This is a genomic window from Agrobacterium sp. DSM 25558, assembly GCF_900100825.1.
Classification (GTDB): Bacteria; Pseudomonadota; Alphaproteobacteria; order Rhizobiales; family Rhizobiaceae; genus Agrobacterium.
In genome coordinates this window covers 13,671-34,027 of the sequence record NZ_FMUD01000004.1, presented here as the reverse complement: position 1 = coordinate 34,027, position 20,357 = coordinate 13,671, and the positions used below count along the sequence as shown (strand labels likewise).

At 56.3% G+C, this 20,357-nt stretch carries 23 protein-coding genes; 9 read left to right on the top strand and 14 right to left on the bottom strand.

Translation table 11 applies throughout. From position 1 onward, the window contains the following. Window positions 1-3: 3 nt before the first annotated feature. From DSM25558_RS05100 to rpmB, 3 genes are all read right to left on the bottom strand, one after another. Window positions 4-438 carry a helix-turn-helix domain-containing protein gene (locus DSM25558_RS05100; protein ID WP_077102805.1) on the bottom strand — a complete coding sequence of 145 codons (435 nt, stop codon included), beginning with the start codon at window positions 436-438 and terminating at the stop codon, window positions 4-6. Window positions 439-639: 201 nt separating this feature from the next. Beyond that, a complete protein-coding gene (locus DSM25558_RS05095) occupies window positions 640-1,275 on the bottom strand; it encodes a queuosine precursor transporter (protein WP_077102433.1) in 636 nt (211 codons plus the stop codon). Window positions 1,276-1,385: 110 nt separating this feature from the next. Further along, entirely contained in the window at window positions 1,386-1,688 is a 303-nt protein-coding gene (rpmB, locus tag DSM25558_RS05090) for a 50S ribosomal protein L28 (RefSeq protein WP_077102431.1), read from the bottom strand. Between the two features lie 252 nt (window positions 1,689-1,940). Between rpmB and DSM25558_RS05085 the strand changes: the two genes are divergently transcribed. Then, window positions 1,941-2,714, top strand: a complete 774-nt coding sequence (locus tag DSM25558_RS05085; protein ID WP_077102429.1) for a DUF3108 domain-containing protein — start codon at window positions 1,941-1,943, stop codon at window positions 2,712-2,714. 9 nt (window positions 2,715-2,723) lie between these two features. Here the strand turns inward: DSM25558_RS05085 and DSM25558_RS05080 are convergent, their stop codons facing one another. Both DSM25558_RS05080 and gloB read right to left on the bottom strand, forming a co-directional pair. Next, window positions 2,724-3,158: a cupin domain-containing protein gene (locus tag DSM25558_RS05080; RefSeq protein WP_077102427.1), complete on the bottom strand. Its 435-nt coding sequence runs from the start codon at window positions 3,156-3,158 to the stop codon at window positions 2,724-2,726. After that, window positions 3,158-3,928 carry a hydroxyacylglutathione hydrolase gene (gene gloB, locus DSM25558_RS05075; RefSeq protein ID WP_077102425.1) on the bottom strand — a complete coding sequence of 257 codons (771 nt, stop codon included), beginning with the start codon at window positions 3,926-3,928 and terminating at the stop codon, window positions 3,158-3,160. Before gloB ends, DSM25558_RS05080 begins: the two co-directional genes overlap by 1 nt. A gap of 96 nt (window positions 3,929-4,024) precedes the next feature. Here gloB and DSM25558_RS05070 point away from each other — a divergent pair, with 96 nt between their 5' ends. From DSM25558_RS05070 to DSM25558_RS05060, 3 genes are all read left to right on the top strand, one after another. Further along, the gene (locus DSM25558_RS05070; RefSeq protein ID WP_077102803.1) at window positions 4,025-4,786 is read left to right on the top strand and encodes a class I SAM-dependent methyltransferase; all 762 of its coding nucleotides are present in this window, start codon (window positions 4,025-4,027) and stop codon (window positions 4,784-4,786) included. An 83-nt stretch (window positions 4,787-4,869) separates the two neighbouring features. Further along, window positions 4,870-5,976, top strand: coding sequence for a histidinol-phosphate transaminase (gene hisC, locus DSM25558_RS05065; RefSeq protein WP_077102423.1), 1,107 nt, complete (start codon window positions 4,870-4,872; stop codon window positions 5,974-5,976). Next, on the top strand, window positions 5,976-6,905 hold the full coding sequence (locus DSM25558_RS05060) for a prephenate/arogenate dehydrogenase family protein (RefSeq protein WP_077102421.1): 930 nt from the start codon (window positions 5,976-5,978) through the stop codon (window positions 6,903-6,905). The genes hisC and DSM25558_RS05060 overlap by 1 nt, the downstream gene beginning before the upstream one ends. Before the next feature lie 3 nt (window positions 6,906-6,908). Here DSM25558_RS05060 and DSM25558_RS05055 read toward each other — a convergent pair whose 3' ends face one another. Continuing rightward, window positions 6,909-7,910, bottom strand: coding sequence for a DUF2125 domain-containing protein (locus DSM25558_RS05055; protein ID WP_077102419.1), 1,002 nt, complete (start codon window positions 7,908-7,910; stop codon window positions 6,909-6,911). 46 nt (window positions 7,911-7,956) lie between these two features. Between DSM25558_RS05055 and DSM25558_RS05050 the strand changes: the two genes are divergently transcribed. Further along, window positions 7,957-8,493, top strand: coding sequence for a gamma-glutamylcyclotransferase (locus DSM25558_RS05050; protein ID WP_077102417.1), 537 nt, complete (start codon window positions 7,957-7,959; stop codon window positions 8,491-8,493). On the opposite strand, the gene DSM25558_RS05045 is transcribed toward DSM25558_RS05050, so the two are convergent. From DSM25558_RS05045 to ftsE, 4 genes are all read right to left on the bottom strand, one after another. Further along, window positions 8,472-9,263, bottom strand: a complete 792-nt coding sequence (locus DSM25558_RS05045; RefSeq protein WP_077102415.1) for a lysophospholipid acyltransferase family protein — start codon at window positions 9,261-9,263, stop codon at window positions 8,472-8,474. The genes DSM25558_RS05050 and DSM25558_RS05045 overlap by 22 nt on opposite strands. A gap of 128 nt (window positions 9,264-9,391) precedes the next feature. Further along, on the bottom strand, window positions 9,392-10,093 hold the full coding sequence (locus DSM25558_RS05040) for a YdcF family protein (protein ID WP_077102413.1): 702 nt from the start codon (window positions 10,091-10,093) through the stop codon (window positions 9,392-9,394). Window positions 10,094-10,143: 50 nt separating this feature from the next. Beyond that, window positions 10,144-11,148: a cell division protein FtsX gene (locus tag DSM25558_RS05035; RefSeq protein WP_077102411.1), complete on the bottom strand. Its 1,005-nt coding sequence runs from the start codon at window positions 11,146-11,148 to the stop codon at window positions 10,144-10,146. Continuing rightward, entirely contained in the window at window positions 11,141-11,800 is a 660-nt protein-coding gene (ftsE, locus tag DSM25558_RS05030) for a cell division ATP-binding protein FtsE (RefSeq protein ID WP_077102409.1), read from the bottom strand. The genes DSM25558_RS05035 and ftsE overlap by 8 nt, the downstream gene beginning before the upstream one ends. 197 nt (window positions 11,801-11,997) lie before the next feature. On the opposite strand from ftsE, the gene DSM25558_RS05025 reads away from it, so the two are divergent. From DSM25558_RS05025 to DSM25558_RS05015, 3 genes are all read left to right on the top strand, one after another. Next, on the top strand, window positions 11,998-12,666 hold the full coding sequence (locus DSM25558_RS05025) for a DUF3426 domain-containing protein (protein ID WP_077102407.1): 669 nt from the start codon (window positions 11,998-12,000) through the stop codon (window positions 12,664-12,666). Between the two features lie 83 nt (window positions 12,667-12,749). Continuing rightward, window positions 12,750-13,295: a hypoxanthine phosphoribosyltransferase gene (hpt, locus tag DSM25558_RS05020; RefSeq protein WP_077102405.1), complete on the top strand. Its 546-nt coding sequence runs from the start codon at window positions 12,750-12,752 to the stop codon at window positions 13,293-13,295. 147 nt (window positions 13,296-13,442) lie between these two features. After that, entirely contained in the window at window positions 13,443-13,811 is a 369-nt protein-coding gene (locus DSM25558_RS05015) for a response regulator (RefSeq protein WP_045232360.1), read from the top strand. Between the two features lie 61 nt (window positions 13,812-13,872). Here DSM25558_RS05015 and DSM25558_RS05010 read toward each other — a convergent pair whose 3' ends face one another. The 4 genes from DSM25558_RS05010 to argH all read right to left on the bottom strand — a co-directional run bounded on the left by DSM25558_RS05010 (window position 13,873) and on the right by argH (window position 19,661). Continuing rightward, a complete protein-coding gene (locus DSM25558_RS05010; protein WP_077102403.1) occupies window positions 13,873-16,533 on the bottom strand; it encodes a TIGR02302 family protein in 2,661 nt (886 codons plus the stop codon). A 154-nt stretch (window positions 16,534-16,687) separates the two neighbouring features. Next, complete coding sequence (gene lysA / locus DSM25558_RS05005) at window positions 16,688-17,956, bottom strand: diaminopimelate decarboxylase (RefSeq protein ID WP_077102401.1); 1,269 nt, start codon at window positions 17,954-17,956, stop codon at window positions 16,688-16,690. Window positions 17,957-17,967: 11 nt separating this feature from the next. After that, entirely contained in the window at window positions 17,968-18,165 is a 198-nt protein-coding gene (locus DSM25558_RS05000; RefSeq protein ID WP_077102398.1) for an LPS translocon maturation chaperone LptM, read from the bottom strand. Between the two features lie 95 nt (window positions 18,166-18,260). Next, window positions 18,261-19,661, bottom strand: coding sequence for an argininosuccinate lyase (gene argH / locus DSM25558_RS04995; RefSeq protein ID WP_077102396.1), 1,401 nt, complete (start codon window positions 19,659-19,661; stop codon window positions 18,261-18,263). Window positions 19,662-19,685: 24 nt separating this feature from the next. Here argH and DSM25558_RS04990 point away from each other — a divergent pair, with 24 nt between their 5' ends. After that, a complete protein-coding gene (locus DSM25558_RS04990) occupies window positions 19,686-20,354 on the top strand; it encodes a thiol:disulfide interchange protein TlpA (RefSeq protein WP_077102394.1) in 669 nt (222 codons plus the stop codon). The last annotated feature ends 3 nt before the right edge of the window (window positions 20,355-20,357 follow it).

Sequence of the window (20,357 nt, the reverse complement as noted above, 5' to 3'; positions counted from 1 at the left end):
CGGTTAGTTCACTGGGGTTGCGAAGATTTCTGTGGTTTTGGGAGCGTCCGTCTCGGCATTGCCGCCCAGTGACTGGACGAGTTCAAGAACGCGACGGCGAACGCGAACGTCCTTGATGGCTGAAAACGCCTTTGCTAACGATATGCCCTCTTTCGAATTCAGGAACTGGGACAGTGCACTTGGCACAGCCACTGTTCTGTCGTTTCCTGCGTCGGGAACGCCTTCAAAGAAATAGGAAATGTGAACATCCAGCAGTTCCGAGATGTGCTGCAAGCGGCTGGCACCGACGCGATTTGTGCCCTTCTCGTACTTCTGGACCTGCTGGAATGTGATCCCAAGCCCGTCGCCCAGTTTTTCCTGGCTCAGGCCCAGCATGACGCGACGCAGGCGAATACGGGAGCCCACATGTATATCGATTGAGTTGGGTGACTTTTTCATGATGATGCGAAACTCCAGAGCGTAAAACTTTACATAATGATTGCCGGAAACTTTGGCTGTTCGCAATCGGTGATTGGCGCGATTCATCGGCATGTGTGTTTCGAACACGCCAATGAATCGTATTTTTATCGAGATTCCGAAAAGCCGTGGCCAAAGCGTCGAATATCGACAAAGAAGACCTGCGTTGGCAGGCCTCTTCCTTCAGCGGATTTTGGCTGGCGGCATTGGTTTGAGCGTACTCATGAGCGCGCCGTAGGGCAGCAACATGATGATACCGACAAGCACTTTTACGCACAGATCACCCAATGCCCAGGATACCCAACGCGGGGCTTCGCTCGCGAAAATTCCAAGGATTGGCGCCGCTTCGATTGCAAAGGCGTCGTTGGGACCGACGAAAGCGAAAGTGGCGGCAAAGGCAATCGAGAAGAAGAGAGCTGTATCCAACACGGAACCGAACATCGAGCCTGCGAGCGGCGCGCGCCACCAGCTTTGCTGGCGAAGGCGATTGAAGACTACGATATCGAGTAACTGCCCGATCAGGTAAGCGGTGCCGGAGGCGATGGCGATACGCGGTATGGACGTCCAGAAGGACAGTGATACGCCGACGACGAAACCGGCAAGAACAACACGCCGCGCGATGGACGGTCCGAACTGGCGGTTGGTGAGATCGGTAATCAGAAATGCGACGGGGTAGGTGAAGGCTCCCCAGGTCAGCAGGTCGCCGAGATTGATACCGAACAAAGTGCCTGAAAGCGGATACTGAACGAAGATGTTGGATGCCACGACGACGATGGTCATCAGGACGACGTAGACAAGCGTAAAGCGCATATTGGGCATTTTTTTATCCTGGGTGATGCCACCAGTTGGAGCGAAGGGAGAACAAGCAAAAGGCTTGAGCGGCAATTGCCATTCAAGCCTTTTGAAAGTTCGTGATCTTGAAACCGCTATTAAGCAGCAGCTACAGCTGTTTCAACAGTCTTCTTGGCGATCTGACGACGCAGCAGACGGGCGCGCATCGAAAGTTCGGTTTCGCTTGCCTTGAGAAGGAAAGCGTCGAGACCGCCACGATGTTCAACGGAACGCAGAGCAGCTGCAGAAACACGCAGACGGAAGCGCTGGCCGAGAGCATCGGAAATCAACGTAACCTGGCAGAGGTTCGGAAGGAACCGGCGCTTGGTTCTGTTGTTGGCGTGGCTGACGTTGTTGCCCGTCTGGACGCCCTTGCCGGTCAATTCGCATACACGGGACATGGGTACACCTATTTGTTGTCGTCTGTTTTACCAACGGCTCACTACCCGGCAAAATCCGGTCAGCAATCCAACTGGCAATGATTGGAAAGTTGCGGTTCTATAGTCAGACAGGAACTTCCCGTCAAGCCGCTCGCTCTTTTTTGTGAGCGATTTCACCGAATTTCGCCGATACTCTGCTTTTTTATTGCCATAAGTCGGCGTATATCATCGCGGCAGAGGGCAGCTTTTTCTGTCAGCCGAGGTGTTACCTGAATGAATGTCAAAGTACAGAGGTTTTTCGCAGCAGCTGTCCTCACGCTGGGAAGCCTGTCACCCGCTGTTGCCGCAGAGACGCGCCACGATAGCGAATACAGCATCAATCTGGGCCTCTTGCCGATTGCCCGGGCAAACTTTTCGACCCGCATGGATGGCACCGCCTATTCCATTACCGGTTCGTTCAGCGCAGCAGGCATTGCCAGCGTGTTGAAAGACATTTCCGGGCGCACCAATGTTGCTGGAGCCAAGCGGGGAAACCGAATGCAGGCCAACGAATATTCGCTGGTCTACAAGGATGGCAAGCGCACACGGACTTATGATGTGCAATATCGCAACGGCAATGTGACCTCGACGACGGTCAAGCCGGAGCCGAAAGCGCGACCCGACAATTGGGTCGACGTCAAGGATCGCGATCTGCGCTCCGTGCTCGATCCGATTTCCGGGCTGATCTTTCCCGTGGGTGGACGCATTTGCCCCAGCCGTCTGCCGATCTATGATGGTGAGTCGCGTCTGGACCTCGTTTTGAGTTCTGGCGGAACCAAGCCTTTCACGACGAATGGCTTTACCGGTGATGCCATTGTCTGTAATGCGCGCTACGTGCCGAAATCAGGCTTTCGCAAGGGCCGCAAGGACATTGAATATCTGAAGTCGATTTCCATGGAAATATGGTTTGCCAAGGCAGGCAATATGGATGTCTACGCGCCGGTTTATGCGCGCATACCGACTAAGGTCGGTCAGGTTTATATCACTGCCACCAAATACGGCGGTTAAGCCAAGTCCTCAGCCTGGCGACCAGCCGGGTTCGGCCATTACGAAACTGTCGAAGGTGAAGCCGGGTGCCACGGTACAGCCGACCAGTGTGAAATCGCCCAGGCTTTCCGCCGCCTGCCAGCAATCGGCCGGGACGATGGCTTGCGGTCTTTCGCCGTCGAGGAGGGCCGGTCCGAGCTTTATGATATCAACTGTTTTGCCATCCATGCTCAGACGAAGCGCCAAGGGCGCGCCAGCATAATAGTGCCAGACCTCGACAGCATCGATCACTCGGTGCCAATGGGAGCGCTGCCCTTTTTCCAGCAGATAATAAATCGCTGTCGAATGACCACGTTCGCCATCCTTCGCATCTTGAAACGTCTGGCGATAAAAGCCGCCCTCTGGATGCGGCTCCAGTTTCAATGCGCGAATAATGGCATCAGTAGAAAGCAGACTTCCCGCCATCAGAATTTGTCCTTCCGCGTTCTGATCTCTGCAAAGACCTCGGCATCCGTGGCATCGGGCAGGTTGATAGTGGCACGAATGGCTGGATCAGCAACGCGCATGTAGGGATTGGTTTGCTTCTCCAAGCCTATGGTCGTGGGAATGGTGAACTTGCCTTCGTTTCGGAGTGCTTCTACTTCGCCCGCACGTTGCTTGAGAGTGGTGTTTTCAGGGTCCACCGTTACGGCGAAACGGGCATTGGACAGGGTATATTCGTGGCCGAAATAAACGTGGATGTCATTGGGTAGCGCCATCAGTTTCTGGAAGGAGTGCCACATATCTGCTGCGGGGCGCTCGAACAGGCGTCCGCAACCCATGGCGAAGAGGGTGTCTGCGGCAAAAAGCAGCGCATCATCCGGCAGGTAGTAACAAATATGCCCGGCCGTATGGCCCGGTGTGGAAATGATCTGCACGCGACGTCCGGCCAACTCGAATTCGTCACCATCGGCAGCGGATTTGTCGAGCCCGGGGATGGCGACAGCCTCATCATAGGGACCATAGATTTCGCAGCCGAATTTTTCCTTCAGCGCCAGATTGGCTTCGACGTGGTCCTGATGGTGATGGGTGGTGAAAATATGGGTCAGCGTCCAGCCGCGACGGTTGAGTGCGTCGAGGATCGCAGCTTCTTCCGGGGCGTCGATCGAAATGGTCGTGCCGGTTTCGCTATCATGCAGCAGAACACCGAAATTATCGCTGCGGCAAAGAAAGACTTCTATTTCCAACGGCTTCATGTTTCCTCTCCATCTTTTCAGGCTTTTGAACCCTGGGGCTTTTCAATGTAGGTTTCTCAGCTTTGAAGTCCACCCGAGGACTGCTACATCATGACAATGAACACCGATATTGTCGATCTGCGCGAATTCTACCATTCCCCGCTTGGCCGCTCCGCAGAGCAGGCCATCACCATGGCGCTGTCGACGCTTTGGCCAACTTTGCCGGACGAGCGGCTGGTGGGTTTGGGGTATGCAGTGCCATTTCTGGATCGATTTAGGCATGATGCGGAGCGTACCTTTGCCTTCATGCCGCCAGGGCAGGGTGCGATCAACTGGCCAGCCGGTGAGCTTTCTTCCACGGCTTTGGTGTTCGATGAGGAATTGCCGCTGCCGGACTCGTCCATCGACCGAGTGCTGATGGTCCATTCTCTGGAGTTTGCCGAAAATCCGCGTGAGACGCTGAAAGAACTATGGCGGGTTCTGGCTCCCGGTGGGCGTTTGGTGATTGTGGTGCCCAACCGGCGCGGCGTCTGGGCGCGCGTGGAACATACGCCTTTCGGTTCCGGTCGCCCCTATTCGCGCAGCCAGTTGACCTCGCTCCTGCGCGAGACGAATTTTACCCCGAGCGCCACGGCCGAAGCCTTGTTCTTTCCACCAACGAAACTGCGCTCCATTCTGCGCTTGCGTCGTTACCTCGAAAGCCTGGGCCGCAAGCTGTGGCCGGTCTTCTCCGGCGTTATCGTGGTAGAAGCGCAAAAGCGGCTCTACCAGGGTCTGCCAGTCGCGCAAAGGGCGTCGCGCCGCGTCTTCGTGCCTGTGCTTGCACCTCAAGGCGTGCCAACTACCAGAACCGTGCCAGAACAGCAAAAACCGCGCTGACACTCGACAAAAGGCCTGTTCCCGTCTAATGCCTGCGGCATTGTCTTGCCGGATTTTCCGGTGTTTTTCCGAAGGTCGATGAAATGAGTGCAGAGCTTAACCAACCTGTTCCGCGTCCGGGTATTCTGGATATCGCCGCTTACGTTCCCGGCAAGGAGCACGCCGAAGGCGTCGCCAAGGTCTATAAGCTCTCCTCAAACGAGACACCTCTGGGCGCGAGCCCGAAGGCTATCGAGGCTTTCAAGGCAGCCGCATTCAATCTGGAAATCTATCCGGATGGACAGGCAACTGCTTTGCGCCAGGCCATTGCTGACGTTCATGGTTTGAACACAACCAACATTCTGTGCGGAAACGGTTCTGATGAATTGTTGGGCCTTCTCTGCCACGTCTATCTCGGGGCGGGCGACGAAGCCATTATCACCGAGCATGGTTTTCTGGTCTACAAGATCCAGATCATGGGTGCGGGTGCGGCAGCCGTTACGGTGAAGGAAAAAGATTGCACTGTCGATGTCGATGCAATCCTTGCTGCGGTTACACCAAAAACCAAGATGGTCTTCATTGCCAATCCCGGCAATCCAACCGGCACTTACGTTCCCGTTTCTGAAGTACGCCGCCTTCAGGCCGGCCTGCCGAAGCATGTCATTCTGGTGCTGGATGCGGCCTATGCAGAATATGTCCGCAAGAACGACTATGAGGCAGGTCTGGAACTGGTTTCCGGTAACGTCAACGTGGTGATGACCCGTACCTTCTCCAAGGTTTATGGACTGGCGGCCCTTCGTGTCGGTTGGATGTATGCGCCAGCGGCCATCATCGACGCGCTGAACCGTGTGCGCGGCCCGTTCAATATGAATGCGCCTGCCATCGCAGCAGGTGCCGCTGCCATTCGCGATCAGGCCTTCATGCAGCAGTCAGTGGCGCACAACCTCGAATGGCTGGAAAAGCTTAACAGCGCCTTTGCCGACCTCGGCCTGACCGTGACGCCATCAGTCACCAATTTTGTCCTCATTCATTTTCCCGATGTGGATGGAAAGCGTGCAGCGGACGCGGATGAATTCTTGACGCGGCGCGGTTATGTGCTGCGCGCCGTTCGAGGTTATGGTTTTGCCAATGCCCTGCGCATGACGGTTGGATCGGAAGAAGCGAACCTTGGCGTGATCTCCGCGCTTAAAGAATTCATGGGCAGAGCATAATGAGCGACATTCTGTTCGACCGTATTACGCTGATCGGTATTGGTCTGATCGGCTCTTCCATTGCACGTGATATCAAGGGACTGGGCCTTGCACGTGAAGTGGTGATTTCCACGCGTAGCGCAGAAACGCTGCAGCGGGCGCAAGAACTGGAGCTGGGCACGGCCTATACGGTGTCGGCTGCAGATGCGGTGAAGGATGCCGATCTGGTGATTGTTTCGGTGCCGGTTGGCGCATCCGGAAGCGTGGCAGAACAGATCGCTCCGCACCTGAAGGCCGGTTCCATCGTCACCGATGTGGGCTCCACCAAAGCGTCCGTGATCGCGCAGATGGCACCGCATATGCCTGACAATGTCCATTTCATTCCCGGACATCCGCTTGCGGGTACAGAAAAATCCGGTCCCGATGCCGGCTTTGAAGGCCTGTTTCATGACCGTTGGTGCATTTTCACACCGCTGCCGGGAACGGATGCGGTGGCGCTTGGCAAGCTCAAGACATTTTGGGAAAAGCTCGGTTCGCGCGTCGATGAAATGGAGCCTGAGCATCATGACAAGGTTCTGGCTATCGTTTCCCATCTGCCGCACATCATCGCCTATAACATCGTTGGCACGGCGGATGATCTGGGAACGGTGACGGAATCGGAAGTCATCAAATATTCTGCCTCCGGTTTTCGCGATTTCACGCGTCTTGCGGCGTCAGATCCGACCATGTGGCGGGATATCTGCCTGCACAACAAGGACGCGATACTGGAAATGCTTGCTCGGTTTTCGGAGGATCTCGCCTATCTTCAGCGCGCGATCCGCTGGGGCGAGGGCGACAAGCTGTTTGAACTTTTCAGCCGCACCCGCACCATTCGTCGTTCCATCGTTCAGGCTGGTCAGGACGTCGATACGCCTGACTTCGGCCGTCACGCGCTGGATCAGAAGAAATAGCGATCAGATCGGCGGTATCTTTCCCAGGGGAATGAAACCGCTGACGGTTGCGCGACCGCGATCTACCACTAGGTCGACGGATGCCCTGTCACCACCGCCTGCCAAAGCACGCAGAAGCTTACGGGCGGTGTCGATTGTGGACTGCAGTTGCGGAAAGGTCTGTTTGGCGTTGTCTGCCCATTCGCCGAGCTTTTCGATCTCCAGCTTGAACTGGCCGGAGAGATAGCCCTGATCATCGAAGGAGAAGGGGCCCGTGATGCGCATGGTGCGGCCATCGCCGATATCCAGCATAACTCGGCGCAACTCGCCGCTTGCGCCGTAGAGCCCGGTACGGTCGCTGCCATCGATCATGCCAGCCTTGCCAGCGAGTGTTATGTCGCCGATGGCGTTGAGACGCGGCAGAAGCTGCGGCCATCCCTTGATGACGGTCGAAGCATCGGTCAGCGTGATCGCGCCATCGAGGTCCGGGCCGTTCTGGCGAAGATGCACTTCGGTCTTGGCGGCGTCGAAATCGATGGTCTGATCTGTCACTGACGACACGGCGGTCGCTTTCAACCCGTCGATCACGAGGGATGTGCGGTCTATTCCCTTGAGTTTGGTAGTGAGGCTGGATTGCAGATTGGCCCATTGTGCCGTCACGCCAAGCCCGTGTCCTGTTTGTATCGTGGCTGGCGAGTCCAGTTCCCAAACGATATGGCCCGGCGAATAAATCTGTGCTGCCGAGCGCAGTGCGCCGAAGGAGGCTGTCACGTCGTTGCGAGTGTCTTTAACATCCACTTTCGAGCAGAAAAGACCGATACGGAACGGATAGCCTCTGAAAGCGATATCGCGGCACTCGCCGCTGACGCTGGCGGCACCACCGGGTGCGAGTGTGCGGATAACGGTTTCCTGCAGCCGTTGGGCAGCGTAAAACCAACCAGCGGAGTAAATGGCAACGAAAACTATTATCCCAAAGCCCAGAAAAAGGAATTTTCTGCTGGTACGGGATGGGCTTGACGCTGCCATGATGATCTCCAATGGTGCACAGAGGTGATTTGGTTTGGCTTGCGATATGGACGATTTTTGGGTCTTTGGCTATGGTTCGTTAATGTGGAACCCGGGCTTTCCATTTGAGGAGCGTCAACAGGCGCGCTTGTATGGATACCGCCGTTCACTGTGCATTCGCTCGAACGTCTATCGGGGAACCGATGAAAACCCAGGGCTGGTGCTGGGACTGGAGCGTGGAGGCTCCTGCCAGGGGGTTGCGTTCCGTGTGTCGCACGCAGATCGTGGGCCCGTTATCGACTATCTTCGTGAGCGTGAACTTGTCAGCAATGTTTACAAGGAACGTGTCATTGCCGTGGGTCTTGCCGATGGTAGACGTGAAATGGCCATGACCTATGTGGCCGATCCTGAGCATTCACAATATGTCGGCGATTTGTCTCTCGACGAAGCGGCGCACATCGTGCGCCGGGCATCAGGTCGATCCGGGCCGAATGTCGATTATGTCGTCAATACGGTGCAGCATTTGCAGGACATGGGAATCCGTGATGCGCTGCTCGAGCGCGTTGCAGCAACAGTCGTTGCTCAGGTCGCAACCGTTCCCTGAAGTTCTGCCAGCCGTTTCACAGCTGTTGGCGGCAAAGGCAGATCGGGATTGTTGCGCGCGGTTTCGATCAACAATTCGTCGCTTGCCTTTTCCGTAACTTCTATCAGCTTCTTGAAGAAGACATCGGGGTCCAGACCCGGCTGTATGGCGGGCAAAATACGAACCTTGAAATGGCCTGGATAGCGCATCGTCGTGTGGAGTGGCCAGAATAAGCCTGGATGCATCGCAACCGGTACGACTGGAACCTTGAGATCGCGGTAAAGCCGGGCGATGCCGTAACGATATTCCGGCTCGGCACCGGGCGGACGGCGCGTCCCTTCCGGGTAGATGATAAGTTCGCGGCCCTTGGCCATTTCTTCCTTGGCGCGCTCCATAACCTTGAGCATCACTTTTCCACGCGCGGCTCTGTTGACCGGGATCATTCGCTGCTTGGCGACATACCAGCCGAAAAGCGGAATCCACATCAGTTCTCGCTTCAGGATGTAGACGGGGTCTTTGAGGTTCGGCAGAAGCGCGTAAGTATCCCAGAAAGACTGGTGCTTCGGTGCGAAGATGCAGCCGGTTTCGGGAATATTCTCCAGCCCTTCGATCTCGAAGGTCGTTCCGGCGATCTTTTCCATCAGCCAGTGATTGGAGCGAGCCCAGGCTTTCGGTATTTCGAACGCCAGCTTTCGTGGCACGATGAAATAAATCGGCGTCAGCACGAGCATGCGGACAATCAGGTTCAGATAAAACAACGTGTTGAAAAGGATCGAGCGCAGTCTGAGCATGAAAAAGCTTCTCCCGGCGCATCCCTGACCATGAAGGAAGCATCTTCGATGTTGTGCGCAGTGCCGAACGCCTACACGAAAACGGGGTGTTTCAGCAAGGCCCATCATAGGCCGAAGGCCGGGCATACTCAGATCGCAGTTGTACCGTTTCGAAGGCCATCGCCCTTGCCCAGTCCGGTCAGATCAAGAGCCGCGGCTGCAACGAATTTGATATATTCGGAGATCATCGTGCGAACGACATCCGGGTTCTTGAACCAATTGGTGCGGGCCAAATCCGAATTGATGACCGGATATGCTATGAAATTCGTATTCGGGCTGGTGTTGCGCAACTCATAGAGGCTGCGGTGCATGTGATAATTGTTGGTGACCACGACCACGGATGCATAGCCACGATCCGTGATCCACTTTGCCGCCTCGTTCGCGTTGCCGATGGTATCGACCGCCTGATATCCCATATCCACGCAGCATGCGAAGAGGTCGGGCGAGCTTTGCGTCATTTTTCGAATCTGCGTGCGGGTGGTGGACGGATTGACCCCCGAAATCAGCAGTCGCTTGCCCACCCCGTCGCGCAACAGGCCAACGGCCTGGTCGATCCGAAGATACCCGCCCGTCAGAACAATGATGGCATCGGCCTTGGTTGACGAGGGCGGTCGCATCGAGGCGACCGAGTCGGCAAACCAGAGAAACCCGCCGAAAACAGCGCCCATGACCACGACAAACATGAGGATGATGACGCGCACAAATCGGCGCAGGCGACCGCGCCGCGAAAGCCAGCTGCTTCGCGACGTTGGTGTTGGGTGGTCATCCGGGTCTGTGCGACTCATTACCATCAATTATCGATAAGCTCGGATTAAGGCAAGGAACGGGCAGTTTCATGCTCTCAAACACCCTCGCTCTTGGACGGGTCAGAGCGCACGCGATCTATGTCGTCAATGGTGCGGATAACGGTCAGTCTGGCGGTGATCGTAGTCAAAAGCGCGATGACCATCATGGTCGCGAAAATTCCCAAATAACCTTCAACACCGACGGCAAACGTGCCGAAAAGAGCGCTGGCCTGGTCGCTTTGCGGCGTCGCCAAGGACCGGGACTGCCAGAAGCCTGCGGCAAGAAAGACGCCAGCTGCGAGCGCGCTGCCAAAGCCCGAACCTTTGAGGCTGATTTTCAGAAAGTGTTTTTGAAACTCTCTCGCGACGAAGCTGCTTTCGGCACCGACGAAGTGCAGCACCTCAACGATATGGCGGTTGCCGGAAAGCGCGCCGCGTGTGGCAAATACTACCGTTAGAACCATCGCGCTGAACACCAAGACGAGGACGCCGATGCCGATCATGACAGTGGTATGGGCCATGGATACGAGGCGGTCCACCCAGGTGCGGTGGTCATCCAGAAAGGCTTGCGGAATCTCCGCCCTCAGCATGGTTCGCATCGCTTCGAAATCCGGCGGATTGCTCTCATCGATGGTGATGATGACGAGGCGAGGCACGGGAAGCTCCGACAAATCGAGACCGGAGCCGAGCCATGGCTCCAGCAGACGACTGGTTGCCGCCTCATCCATGATCGTGCCTTCGCGCGTACCAACGAAGCTTAATGCCAGATTTCGGGCCTTGTTCAGTGTCGCATTCATGTCGAGCCCCTCGTCCGGCTTGATCTGAATGGTGATTTCGCGCGAAATCTGGCTCTGCCACGTGGAGGCTGTTGCACGCACCATGCTGACAGCGCCCAACGTCAGGCAGGCAAGAAATGCCATGATCGCAATGACCACGATCAGCGCGTTGCCCTGGATATTGGATGGCGGCAGAATGGGTGCCATGGGGCGTATGCGCATCTGCGGCTGTTTGGGTGCCTGCTTCTGCTCTGGTTTCAACGGTTTGCGGTTCATCTCATTCATAGACGTCGAGCCGCCCTTCCGTCAGGATCATTCTGCGCGCATTGACCTGATCCATCAGCGCGAAATCGTGAGTGGCGATAACGACGGCGGTGCCGAGGCGGTTAAGCTCCAGAAACAGGTTGAGCAGACGTTTAGCCATAGGTGGATCGACATTGCCGGTTGGCTCATCGGCCAGCAGAATTTCCGGCTGGTCCATCAAAGCGCGAGCGATTGCCGCGCGCTGCTTTTCCCCGCCGGATAGGATGGGCGGCAGTACGTTCATTCGCTCGCCCAGCCCCACCCATTTCAAAAGCTCGATCACATCGTTGCGATAGGCACTTTCCTCTTTGCCCCGCACGCGCAGCGGCAGTGCCACGTTCTCATAGGTGGTGAGATGATCCAGAAGGCGAAAGTCCTGAAAAACGATACCGACGCGACGGCGCAGCAGTGGCAGTTCACTGCGAGGAATCCGCGCAACATCCCGGCTGAACATGCGGATATGCCCGCGTGTCGGCTGTAGCGACATCAATAGCAAGCGCAGCAGCGTCGTTTTGCCGGCACCTGACGGGCCGGTCAGAAACTGGAACGACCCTTTTGGAATATCGAAGGTCATGTCCCGCAAAATTTCCGGGCCCATGCCGTACCGCAACCCGACATTTTCAAAATGGATCAACGAACTTCCAGTCTTTTGCTTCCGTGGCGAGAGATTTGCATCGTTATGGTGCCTTTCACACGCTGCATGGCGCGTATGGGCGACTCAATGAACGATCTTTGCAAAGCATTAACCAATTAAATTTACGACTAGGCAGGATTTCATTCAATGCCCAGTTTTTATCGGGCCGAAGACCTGACCGAGGGAACTTCATGGGTATGTTCCGTTCATCTCGCCGGAATGCGACACTCGACTTGGACCTTTTGATGCCAGAAACGCCGCTACGTCAGACATGGCGAACGCGTCACGATCCAGACATCGTAGATGCCGAGTTTGTCACGATAAAGGAAACCTCCTTCCGTGACTATGGAAACGACAATCGACGAACCGATTATCAACAGGCGGCACCAAAAGCGGTATCGGCGTTCAGTGCGCTGCGATCTTTCATCAACTGGATCGACAAAAAACTGTCAGGCCTTTCGATCGATGGCTACTCCGCAATCGTTGCCGCGGCCGTCGTCAGCGTTTTCCTGTTGTCGGGCGGCTTCACCATGATGCCAATCGAAAAGGCAGCCGTGGTGGCTCCCATAGACCCTTTGGTCATTTCGCACCTCAGCTTCGTCCCACAGGATGCAGGTGGGATGGAGGTGCTGGTTATCAACGGCATCGTTGAAAACAAAAGTGACAGAGTGCAGAAGATACCGGCCATTCGCGCCGATTTATTCGCTGCCGATGGCGAGAAGGTCGCCAGCATGGTCATCGAGCCGCCCGTATCAGAGATTGATCGCGGGTCAAGCCAGGGGTTTTCCGCGAAGTTTCGCCATCCCGGTGGAAAAACACCCGAAATCAAGCTTTCTTTCGCCAAAACAGGTGTTTCCGAACGCTGACTGTGCTACCCGACGCCCTTCTTTCCGTTCCGATTGACCGCGTCATGTGATAGGTCACGCGGGATTAAAACGCAGGAGAAGACATGCCCGTCGTCCGTGGAAAAAATATCGAGCCGCTTTACACAGCCGAACAAATTGCTGAGCGCAATCGCGATTTGGCCAAGCGCATCGCCAGCGGACCGACGAATGACCTTCTGGTCATCGCTGTTCTCAAGGGCTCGTTCATTTTCGCGGCCGACCTGATCCGCGCCCTCCACGACAGCGGACTGGCACCTGAAGTCGAGTTCATTACGCTTTCCAGCTATGGAACCGGCATGGTTTCGCAGGGCGTGCGCATCGTGAAGGATATCGACAGCGACGTGAAAGACCGTGATGTGCTGTTGATCGACGACATTCTCGAATCCGGCCGCACACTTCTTTTCGCTAAAGAGCTTCTCTACGAGCGTGGCGCGCGTAACGTCTCTATTGCTGTGCTGCTGGACAAGAAGGTCAAGCGCAAGGAAAAACTCGAGGCTGACTATGTTGGCTTTGAGTGCCCTGATTACTTCGTGGTTGGATACGGCATGGACGTGGCCTATGCTTTCCGTGAACTGCCATTTGTTGGCGTGGTGACCGGCGACGCCGAGTAGGCGTACCGTCTCATTTTGCAACGCTTGGTGGCCGATACAAGCATGGATTGTTAACCATGCCACTGAGATGGTCGCTTTCATTTACCTCTTGCAAAGGGAAATGACCGAGTTTGAGCTCGCTGGAATGAATACCAGGAGCGATGGAAAATGGCAAAAATACTAATTACTGAAGACGAAGATGCATTGCGGACCTTTGTTGCGCGCGCGTTGCGTCTGGACGGACACGAGACCTATGAGGCTGCCGATGGCGAGCAAGGGTTCGAGAAACTCAGCGAAGGCAAGTTCGACCTTCTGCTTTCGGACATCCGCATGCCTGTGATGGATGGCATCGAGCTGGCGCACCGCGCGGCTTCACAATTTCCGAACCTGAAGATTCTCCTGATGACGGGTTATGCCGAGCAGCGCGAGCGTGCTGATGACCTGATGGAAAAAATCATCGACGTGATCCCGAAGCCTTTTGCGCTTCCCGACATCCGCAAAGCGGTTGCCCGCGCCTTGGCCGCTGTTCCGGCTTGAGACGTCTCAAATAGAATGACGTAAGGGCGGCTTGACCGCCCTTTTTGTTGGCTGGATGCGACTACTGAATGTCCAGAAGACGCTCCAGATAGCGGCGCTCGACTTCGCCGGGTGGATTGTTACCCAGCTTCTCGCGAATGGCTTCCAGAATTTCACGGGCGCGCTGGACATCGATTTCGTCGGGAACGCGAACCTGATTGTCACCGAAGTCCGGGCCATTGCTTTCACGGGGGCGACCGAGTGGATCACGCCCGTTCTGGCCGCCTTGACCCATCATGCCTTCTTGTCCTTGACCCGGTTGCTGACCCTGTTGACGCATAGCCTGCATGATCTGGCCCATCATATCCTGAGCGCCCTGGCGGAGCGCGTTCAGCGCATTACCTTGACCCTGAACGGCCTGTTCGCCTTGGCTATCGCCCAGCGCTTGACCGGCACCCTTCATTTCCTGCTCGGCTTTGCCAAAATTCTGGCCGGGTTCCATGCCGAGGTCACGCAGACCCTTTTGCAATTCGCCCAGTTGCTTGCCGAGTCCATCCTGCTGCTGGCGAAGGTTTTTCAACGCTTCACGAAGCTGCTCGGCGGTCATCTGGTCGGTCGGGTTCTGGCCCTGTTGTTGCTGACCCTGTTGGCCGGGTGGTTGCTCCCCGTTTTCACCCATTTGCGGATCGCCGCCTTCTTCGCCCTGGGGCTGGTCGCCGCGCTGCGTACGGTCGCGGAGGGCCTGATCCAGTTTGAAAGTTTCGTCCATCAGCTTCTGCTGCTGCTGCATGATCTCGCCTAGCTTGTCGATCTGCTGGCGCAACTGGCTGTTTTGCTGTTGCTGCTGACCCTGCTGTCCGCGCTGTGGACGACCGGCCTGAAGGTTGTTCATCATGCGCTGCATCTGAGAGAGCATTTCCTGGGCTGCATCACGGTTGCCGGAGCGGGCCAGGTTTTCGATCTGGTTCATCATGTTTTCCAGATCGCGCTGGCGCAGCACATTTTGCGCCTGCTGGTTCATGTTGGCCTGCGGCGCGTTCTTCATGCGCTCGGCAAGTTCACTCATGAACTCCTTCATCGCCTCGCGAAGCTCCTGCATCAGCTTGGCGATTTCTTCATCGCCTGCCTTGCGATCGATGGCTTCAGACAGCGCTTTCTGTGCATCGCGAAGCCGTTGTTCCGCCTGCGACAGATCGCCGTCTTCAATACCAAGCGCCACTTCCCACAAATAGTCCGAGGTGTTTTTCAACATCTCTTCGTTGTAGGCCAGCTTCATACGTGTCTGCGCAGATTGCAGCAGCAGATAATGGGTGGTGTTGGGAATGGTCTCGTCAGGGCGCATGCCAACCGCTTCATTGAAAGCGATGGCTTTCGGCATCTGCCGTGTGTCGAGCGAAAAAATCTGCCGCTGTTCGACAATCGAGGCGGCGAGTGGCTCAGAGAAATTTCGACCGGGCAGGATCATCTCTTGCGAAGGACTGCGGCCCGTTTGACCCATGCCATCGGTCGCGACCAGCGTGATGCGAACCTTTTTGCCTGCCATCGGATGTTCAGTCAAGTTGCGGCTGGTCACCCCCTTCATGTCGCGCGGGTTCTGGCGCGGCAAATCCAGTTTGAATTCTGGTGGTGGATAAAGAGGCGTTGCGCCAGCTGCGAGGCCGACTGGCTCGATCACGGCATGGGCTTCGCGAATTCCGTAGTCATCCTTGGCGGTGAAGCCGATTTCCAACGCGCCATTCACGGCACGGCGGGGCAGATTTTCGAACGCGATGGTCGGGGCCTTGTCCGGGATGACGTTGAACTGCCAATGCTGGCCATTGGCTTCTACCATCCCGCTTTCAGATACCTCCATGGTGAAGGTTCTAGGTGCGCGTGGTGCTTCCGTCGCTTGCGGCTCTGTTGTCGCAACAGTCTGCCCGTTGGGCTTGTCAGCGCTTTCCGGCGCGAGCGTCTTGATATCTCCGCCCACTTCGGGCTCGAAGGTGACGGTCTCGTCACCATCGCCGCCGGTCATGCGGATCGTCAATTTGGAGGCCTGGGGCAAGGAAACCGCGTCAGTTGCGGCTGCATTGTTGCCTGTCAGAAAAATCGGTGCGCGTCCGGTATAGGAAGGTGGTGTCACCCACGCATCCAGACGGATATCGGGATTGGCTGGTCCAGCCTCTGGTCGGTTGCGAAATGCATCGGCAATATCACCAGCACCATTCGAAAACGAGAAGCCGAAGGCGGCAACGAGAATGAGTGCTGGAACGGCGCGCAGTGCCACCTGGTCGTGGCGAGCGATGTCAGGCTGGGGAAGTCCTGCGTCCAGCGCTGCAATCCGCTGCGCCATGCGCAACTGGTGCTCTTTCCAAAGGGCGCGAGCGAATGGGGTCTCGAAGGCGGGTTCGTCCTCCTGCACGCCAACGGGCTGGTGGGGCAGGCCATTGCGCTCTTCCAACAGGCGCGAAGCCTCGTCCTTCGTCGGCCATTTCAGGCGCAAAATCGGTAGAAGCGAAGTGATGAAAGCAAAGATAAGGACGAAGACGACGGCCCAGCGCAAGATATCCGGCATCTGCCGGTAGAGGCCGAACCAGCCCAGCACGATAAACAGGGCGGCGATAGAAAGAGGCACAAGAGTTTTGGGTGCCAAACGTTCTGCAACGATGACAAGCTTTGCGATAAAGCGCTTGGACGTCACGCGCCGCGCAAGTTCAGGCCTGTTTTCGAAAGCGCCTTTTCCGCCTTGTTTCGATGTGGTCATCAATCCGTTCTCCCGGTTCTGGCCACCCGATTTCGCCATTCTGGAACGGCGAAACAAATCCGTGCAACGAGAGTGAAGATAACACTCTTTATGGCGAAGACGAGGGGAACTGAGCGCTAACCCCTGTTTTTCAGGCCTATTCGCTCAATTGTGATCACTCAAGCCAGGCCGGAACGGAGTCGAGAGCAATCAATTCCTCATAAGTCCCGCGAGGACGGACGACATGAAACTCGCTGCCCTTGACCAGAACTTCGGGCACTAGCAGGCGCGAATTGTAAGTTCCGGCCTGCACCGCGCCATAGGCACCGGCGGAACTGACGGCGATGAGGTCGCCAGGTTCGGGGGCCGCCATTTCGCGGTCGAGTGCCAGGTAATCGCCTGTTTCGCAGACGGGGCCGACGATATCGGCCTTGATGCGCGGGGCATCTGCCGCAGGCTGAACAACCGGACGAATGCCGTGATAGGCCTCATAGAGCGTCGGGCGGATGAGGTCGTTCATCGCGCCATCGACAATAACGAAGGTCTTTTCGCCGCCGTCCTTCACGTAGATGACCTCAGTCACGAGAATGCCAGCGTTGCCGACGAGCAAGCGGCCAGGCTCCGTGATAATCTTGCAATCCAGGCTCTTCAGCTCATTCTTGACGATATAAGCGTAGGCATCCGGCAAAGGTGGTGGGTTGTTGTCTTCGCGATATGGAATGCCAAGACCGCCGCCGATATCCACGTGGCTGATCGTGTGACCATCGCCGCGAAGCGCTTCAACAAGTGTCCGCAGCAGACGGAACGCCGATTCGAACGGCTGCAATTCCGTAATCTGGCTACCGATATGCATATCAATGCCGCTGACCTGAATGCCAGGCAGGGTCGCCGCATAGGTGTAGACCGCACGCGCGCGCTCATAGGGAATGCCGAACTTGTTTTCTTTCTTGCCCGTTGAAATCTTTGCGTGAGTTCCAGCGTCAACATCAGGATTGATGCGGAAGGAGACATGCGCCTTTTTGCCGGCCTTGACCGCCCGCAGGTTCAATACCTCCAGCTCCGGTTCGGATTCGATGTTGAAGCAGTAGATGCCGGCCTCAAGCGCGAAATCCATTTCGGCAACGGTTTTGCCAACGCCTGAGAACATGATGCGACTTGCCGGAACGCCAGCTGCCAGCGCACGCCGCAACTCGCCACCGGAGACCACATCAATACCAGCGCCCAGCTTTGCCAGGGTTTTCAGAACAGCCTGATTTGAATTTGCCTTCATTGCATAACAGACCATGGCGTCTACATCGGCAAAGGCTTCCGAGAAGACTTTGTAATGGCGCTCGAGCGTCGCCGTGGAATAGACGTAGAACGGCGTTCCAACGGCCTTGGCGATTTCAGGCACAGGAACATTTTCGGCGTGAAGCACGCCGTCGATATAGTGAAAATGGTTCACGTCGCTAAACCTTAAAGGAGTTTATCGAGAATAAATGGCCGTTCAGGCGTGGGCTGCACCTTGTTATGGGTGGAGCGGGTGTTGCGCTGCTCCTTGGGCGTGCTCGGTGGATCGATGTCGCCTTTGCGGCCACAGCCTGAAAGAGCAAGGCCGACAGCAAGCGTAATGCCGACTGGAACGATGAAAGTGCGCAAGGTTTTTGAAAGCATGGGCCTGTCCAAAGGAAATCTCTGCATTCCTGATAACGAAAAACAGGGCGCTTGTGCACCCTGTTTCTTTTGATGCTGACGTAACGGTAGATTGATCAGTTCTTTGTTCGCCACCAGGCGATCTGCTTCCGCACTTCTGACGGTGCCGTCCCGCCGAAGCTGGTGCGGCTGGCAACAGACGCTTCGACGGACAGGACGTCGAAAATGCCTGCGGTAATCGCTGGATTAATCGACTGCAACTCTTCCAGCGAAAGGTCAGCCAGATCGCAGCCTTTCTTTTCGGCCATGGCAACGGCATGGCCGGTCGCGTGGTGGGCATCGCGGAAGGGTAGACCTGCCTCGCGTACCAACCAATCGGCCAGATCGGTGGCCGTGGAATAACCGGACCCGGCGGCGGCGCGCATCTTGTCGACGCGGACTTCCAGGTCGCGGACCATGCCCGTCATGGCGGCGATGGCAAGTTCCAGGCTTTCGGCGGAATCGAACACCTGTTCCTTGTCTTCCTGCATGTCCTTGGAATAGGCGAGCGGCAGACCCTTCATGATGGTGAGAAGAGCAATCAGCGAACCGTTGATGCGGCCTGTCTTGGCACGCACCAGCTCTGCCGCATCCGGGTTTTTCTTCTGCGGCATGATGGAGGAACCGGTCGAGAACGCATCAGAAAGACGGATGAAGCCGAATTGCGGGGTCGACCAGATGACGATTTCTTCGGCCAGACGCGAAAGATGTGTGGCGCAGATGGATGCGATCGACAGGAATTCCAGCGCAAAATCGCGGTCGGAGACCGTATCGATGGAATTGCGGGTCGGCTCGCGGAAGCCCAGTGCCTTTGCGGTCATATGGCGGTCAATAGGGTAGCCGGTGCCCGCGAGGGCTGCGGCACCAATCGGGCTTTCATCCATATGTTCGATGGCGTGGCGAACGCGGGCGCGGTCACGACCGATCATTTCCACATAGGCCATGCAGTGGTGGCCGAAGGTGACAGGCTGCGCCGTCTGCAAATGGGTGAAGCCTGGCATGACGGTGTCGGCATGTTCTTCGGCACGGTCGAGAAATGCCATGATCAGACCCGTCAGCATGGCCTCGGTTTTCTGAAGTTCTTCCTTCACCCAAAGGCGAAAATCGAGCGCGACCTGGTCGTTACGCGAACGGGCCGTGTGGAGACGTCCAGCTGCCGGGCCGATGAGGTCGGCGAGACGTGCCTCGATATTCATGTGAATGTCTTCGAGCTTGCGCGAAAACACGAAGCTTCCCGCCTCGATCTCTGACAGGATCGTGTTCAGGCCGTGAATGATCTTTTCTTTATCTTCTTCAGAAATAATGGCTTTTGCAGCCAGCATGGTGGCATGCGCTATTGAGCCGCGGATATCCTGCGCATAAAGCTTCTTGTCGAAGCCGATGGAGGCATTTATCTCTTCCATGATGGCGGAGGGACCGGAAGCGAAACGTCCGCCCCACATCTGGTTGGAAGATTTCTGTTCGATGCCGTCAGCCATATTTCGCCTGCCCTGGAGTATTCAATGACCGATAAAAAGCCGCTCAGGCTTCCTTCCGCCAGACTTGTTGCAATTGCCGCCGTCGCCGGCATTGTCTGCGGCGCGGGTGTGGTGATGTTCAGGCTTATTGGGTCTGAAGGTCAGGTTCAAGGGGAAGTCGCAGCCCAGGCTGGTTTATGTGAGGGTGCGGCAAAGCGCATCGCTTCCCTGAAGCCGCTGTTGAAGGGGCAAGTCGCGGCCATGTCGGCAAGCGAGCGTCCGCGAGTTGTCCCGCTATCCTTCAAGGGACCGGATGGGGCGGCGATGACGCAAGATGACCTGAAAGGAAAAGCGGTTCTTCTCAATCTCTGGGCAACATGGTGCGTGCCATGTCGTGAAGAAATGCCTGCACTCAACGCTCTCGAAAAGGAAGCAGGAGCCAATAACTTTGAGGTCGTCACTGTCAACATCGATACCGGTGATGATGAGAAGCCGAAAACCTTCATGAGCGAATACGGCATCGATTCACTCAAGCTTTATCGCGACAGTTCCATGGGTGTGTTCAACGCATTGAAAAAGGAAGGCCTCGCATTCGGCCTACCCGCAACACTGCTGATTGATGATCGGGGCTGTCTGCTTGCCTCGATGAACGGGCCTGCCGCATGGGACAGCAATGATGCAAAGGCGCTGGTGGCCTTTGCGAAATCAAAATAGCAC

Excerpts from the sequence above, each read along its gene's own strand:
- DSM25558_RS05095 (WP_077102433.1), bottom strand. The coding sequence starts at position 1,275 with ATGCCCAATATGCGCTTTACGCTTGTCTACGTCGTCCTGATGACCATC.
- rpmB (WP_077102431.1), bottom strand. The coding sequence starts at position 1,688 with ATGTCCCGTGTATGCGAATTGACCGGCAAGGGCGTCCAGACGGGCAAC.
- argH (WP_077102396.1), bottom strand. The coding sequence starts at position 19,661 with ATGGCTGACGGCATCGAACAGAAATCTTCCAACCAGATGTGGGGCGGA.
- hpt (WP_077102405.1), top strand. The coding sequence starts at position 12,750 with ATGCCCGTCGTCCGTGGAAAAAATATCGAGCCGCTTTACACAGCCGAA.
- DSM25558_RS05015 (WP_045232360.1), top strand. The coding sequence starts at position 13,443 with ATGGCAAAAATACTAATTACTGAAGACGAAGATGCATTGCGGACCTTT.
- DSM25558_RS05055 (WP_077102419.1), bottom strand. The coding sequence starts at position 7,910 with ATGGCAGCGTCAAGCCCATCCCGTACCAGCAGAAAATTCCTTTTTCTG.
- gloB (WP_077102425.1), bottom strand. The coding sequence starts at position 3,928 with ATGAAGCCGTTGGAAATAGAAGTCTTTCTTTGCCGCAGCGATAATTTC.
- DSM25558_RS05035 (WP_077102411.1), bottom strand. The coding sequence starts at position 11,148 with ATGAATGAGATGAACCGCAAACCGTTGAAACCAGAGCAGAAGCAGGCA.
- DSM25558_RS05040 (WP_077102413.1), bottom strand. The coding sequence starts at position 10,093 with ATGGTAATGAGTCGCACAGACCCGGATGACCACCCAACACCAACGTCG.
- DSM25558_RS05010 (WP_077102403.1), bottom strand. The coding sequence starts at position 16,533 with ATGACCACATCGAAACAAGGCGGAAAAGGCGCTTTCGAAAACAGGCCT.
- DSM25558_RS05045 (WP_077102415.1), bottom strand. The coding sequence starts at position 9,263 with ATGCTCAGACTGCGCTCGATCCTTTTCAACACGTTGTTTTATCTGAAC.
- DSM25558_RS05100 (WP_077102805.1), bottom strand. The coding sequence starts at position 438 with ATGAAAAAGTCACCCAACTCAATCGATATACATGTGGGCTCCCGTATT.
- DSM25558_RS05025 (WP_077102407.1), top strand. The coding sequence starts at position 11,998 with ATGTTCCGTTCATCTCGCCGGAATGCGACACTCGACTTGGACCTTTTG.
- DSM25558_RS05085 (WP_077102429.1), top strand. The coding sequence starts at position 1,941 with ATGAATGTCAAAGTACAGAGGTTTTTCGCAGCAGCTGTCCTCACGCTG.
- DSM25558_RS05060 (WP_077102421.1), top strand. The coding sequence starts at position 5,976 with ATGAGCGACATTCTGTTCGACCGTATTACGCTGATCGGTATTGGTCTG.
- DSM25558_RS05080 (WP_077102427.1), bottom strand. The coding sequence starts at position 3,158 with ATGGCGGGAAGTCTGCTTTCTACTGATGCCATTATTCGCGCATTGAAA.
- DSM25558_RS05050 (WP_077102417.1), top strand. The coding sequence starts at position 7,957 with ATGGACGATTTTTGGGTCTTTGGCTATGGTTCGTTAATGTGGAACCCG.
- DSM25558_RS05070 (WP_077102803.1), top strand. The coding sequence starts at position 4,025 with ATGAACACCGATATTGTCGATCTGCGCGAATTCTACCATTCCCCGCTT.
- DSM25558_RS05000 (WP_077102398.1), bottom strand. The coding sequence starts at position 18,165 with ATGCTTTCAAAAACCTTGCGCACTTTCATCGTTCCAGTCGGCATTACG.
- DSM25558_RS04990 (WP_077102394.1), top strand. The coding sequence starts at position 19,686 with ATGACCGATAAAAAGCCGCTCAGGCTTCCTTCCGCCAGACTTGTTGCA.
- hisC (WP_077102423.1), top strand. The coding sequence starts at position 4,870 with ATGAGTGCAGAGCTTAACCAACCTGTTCCGCGTCCGGGTATTCTGGAT.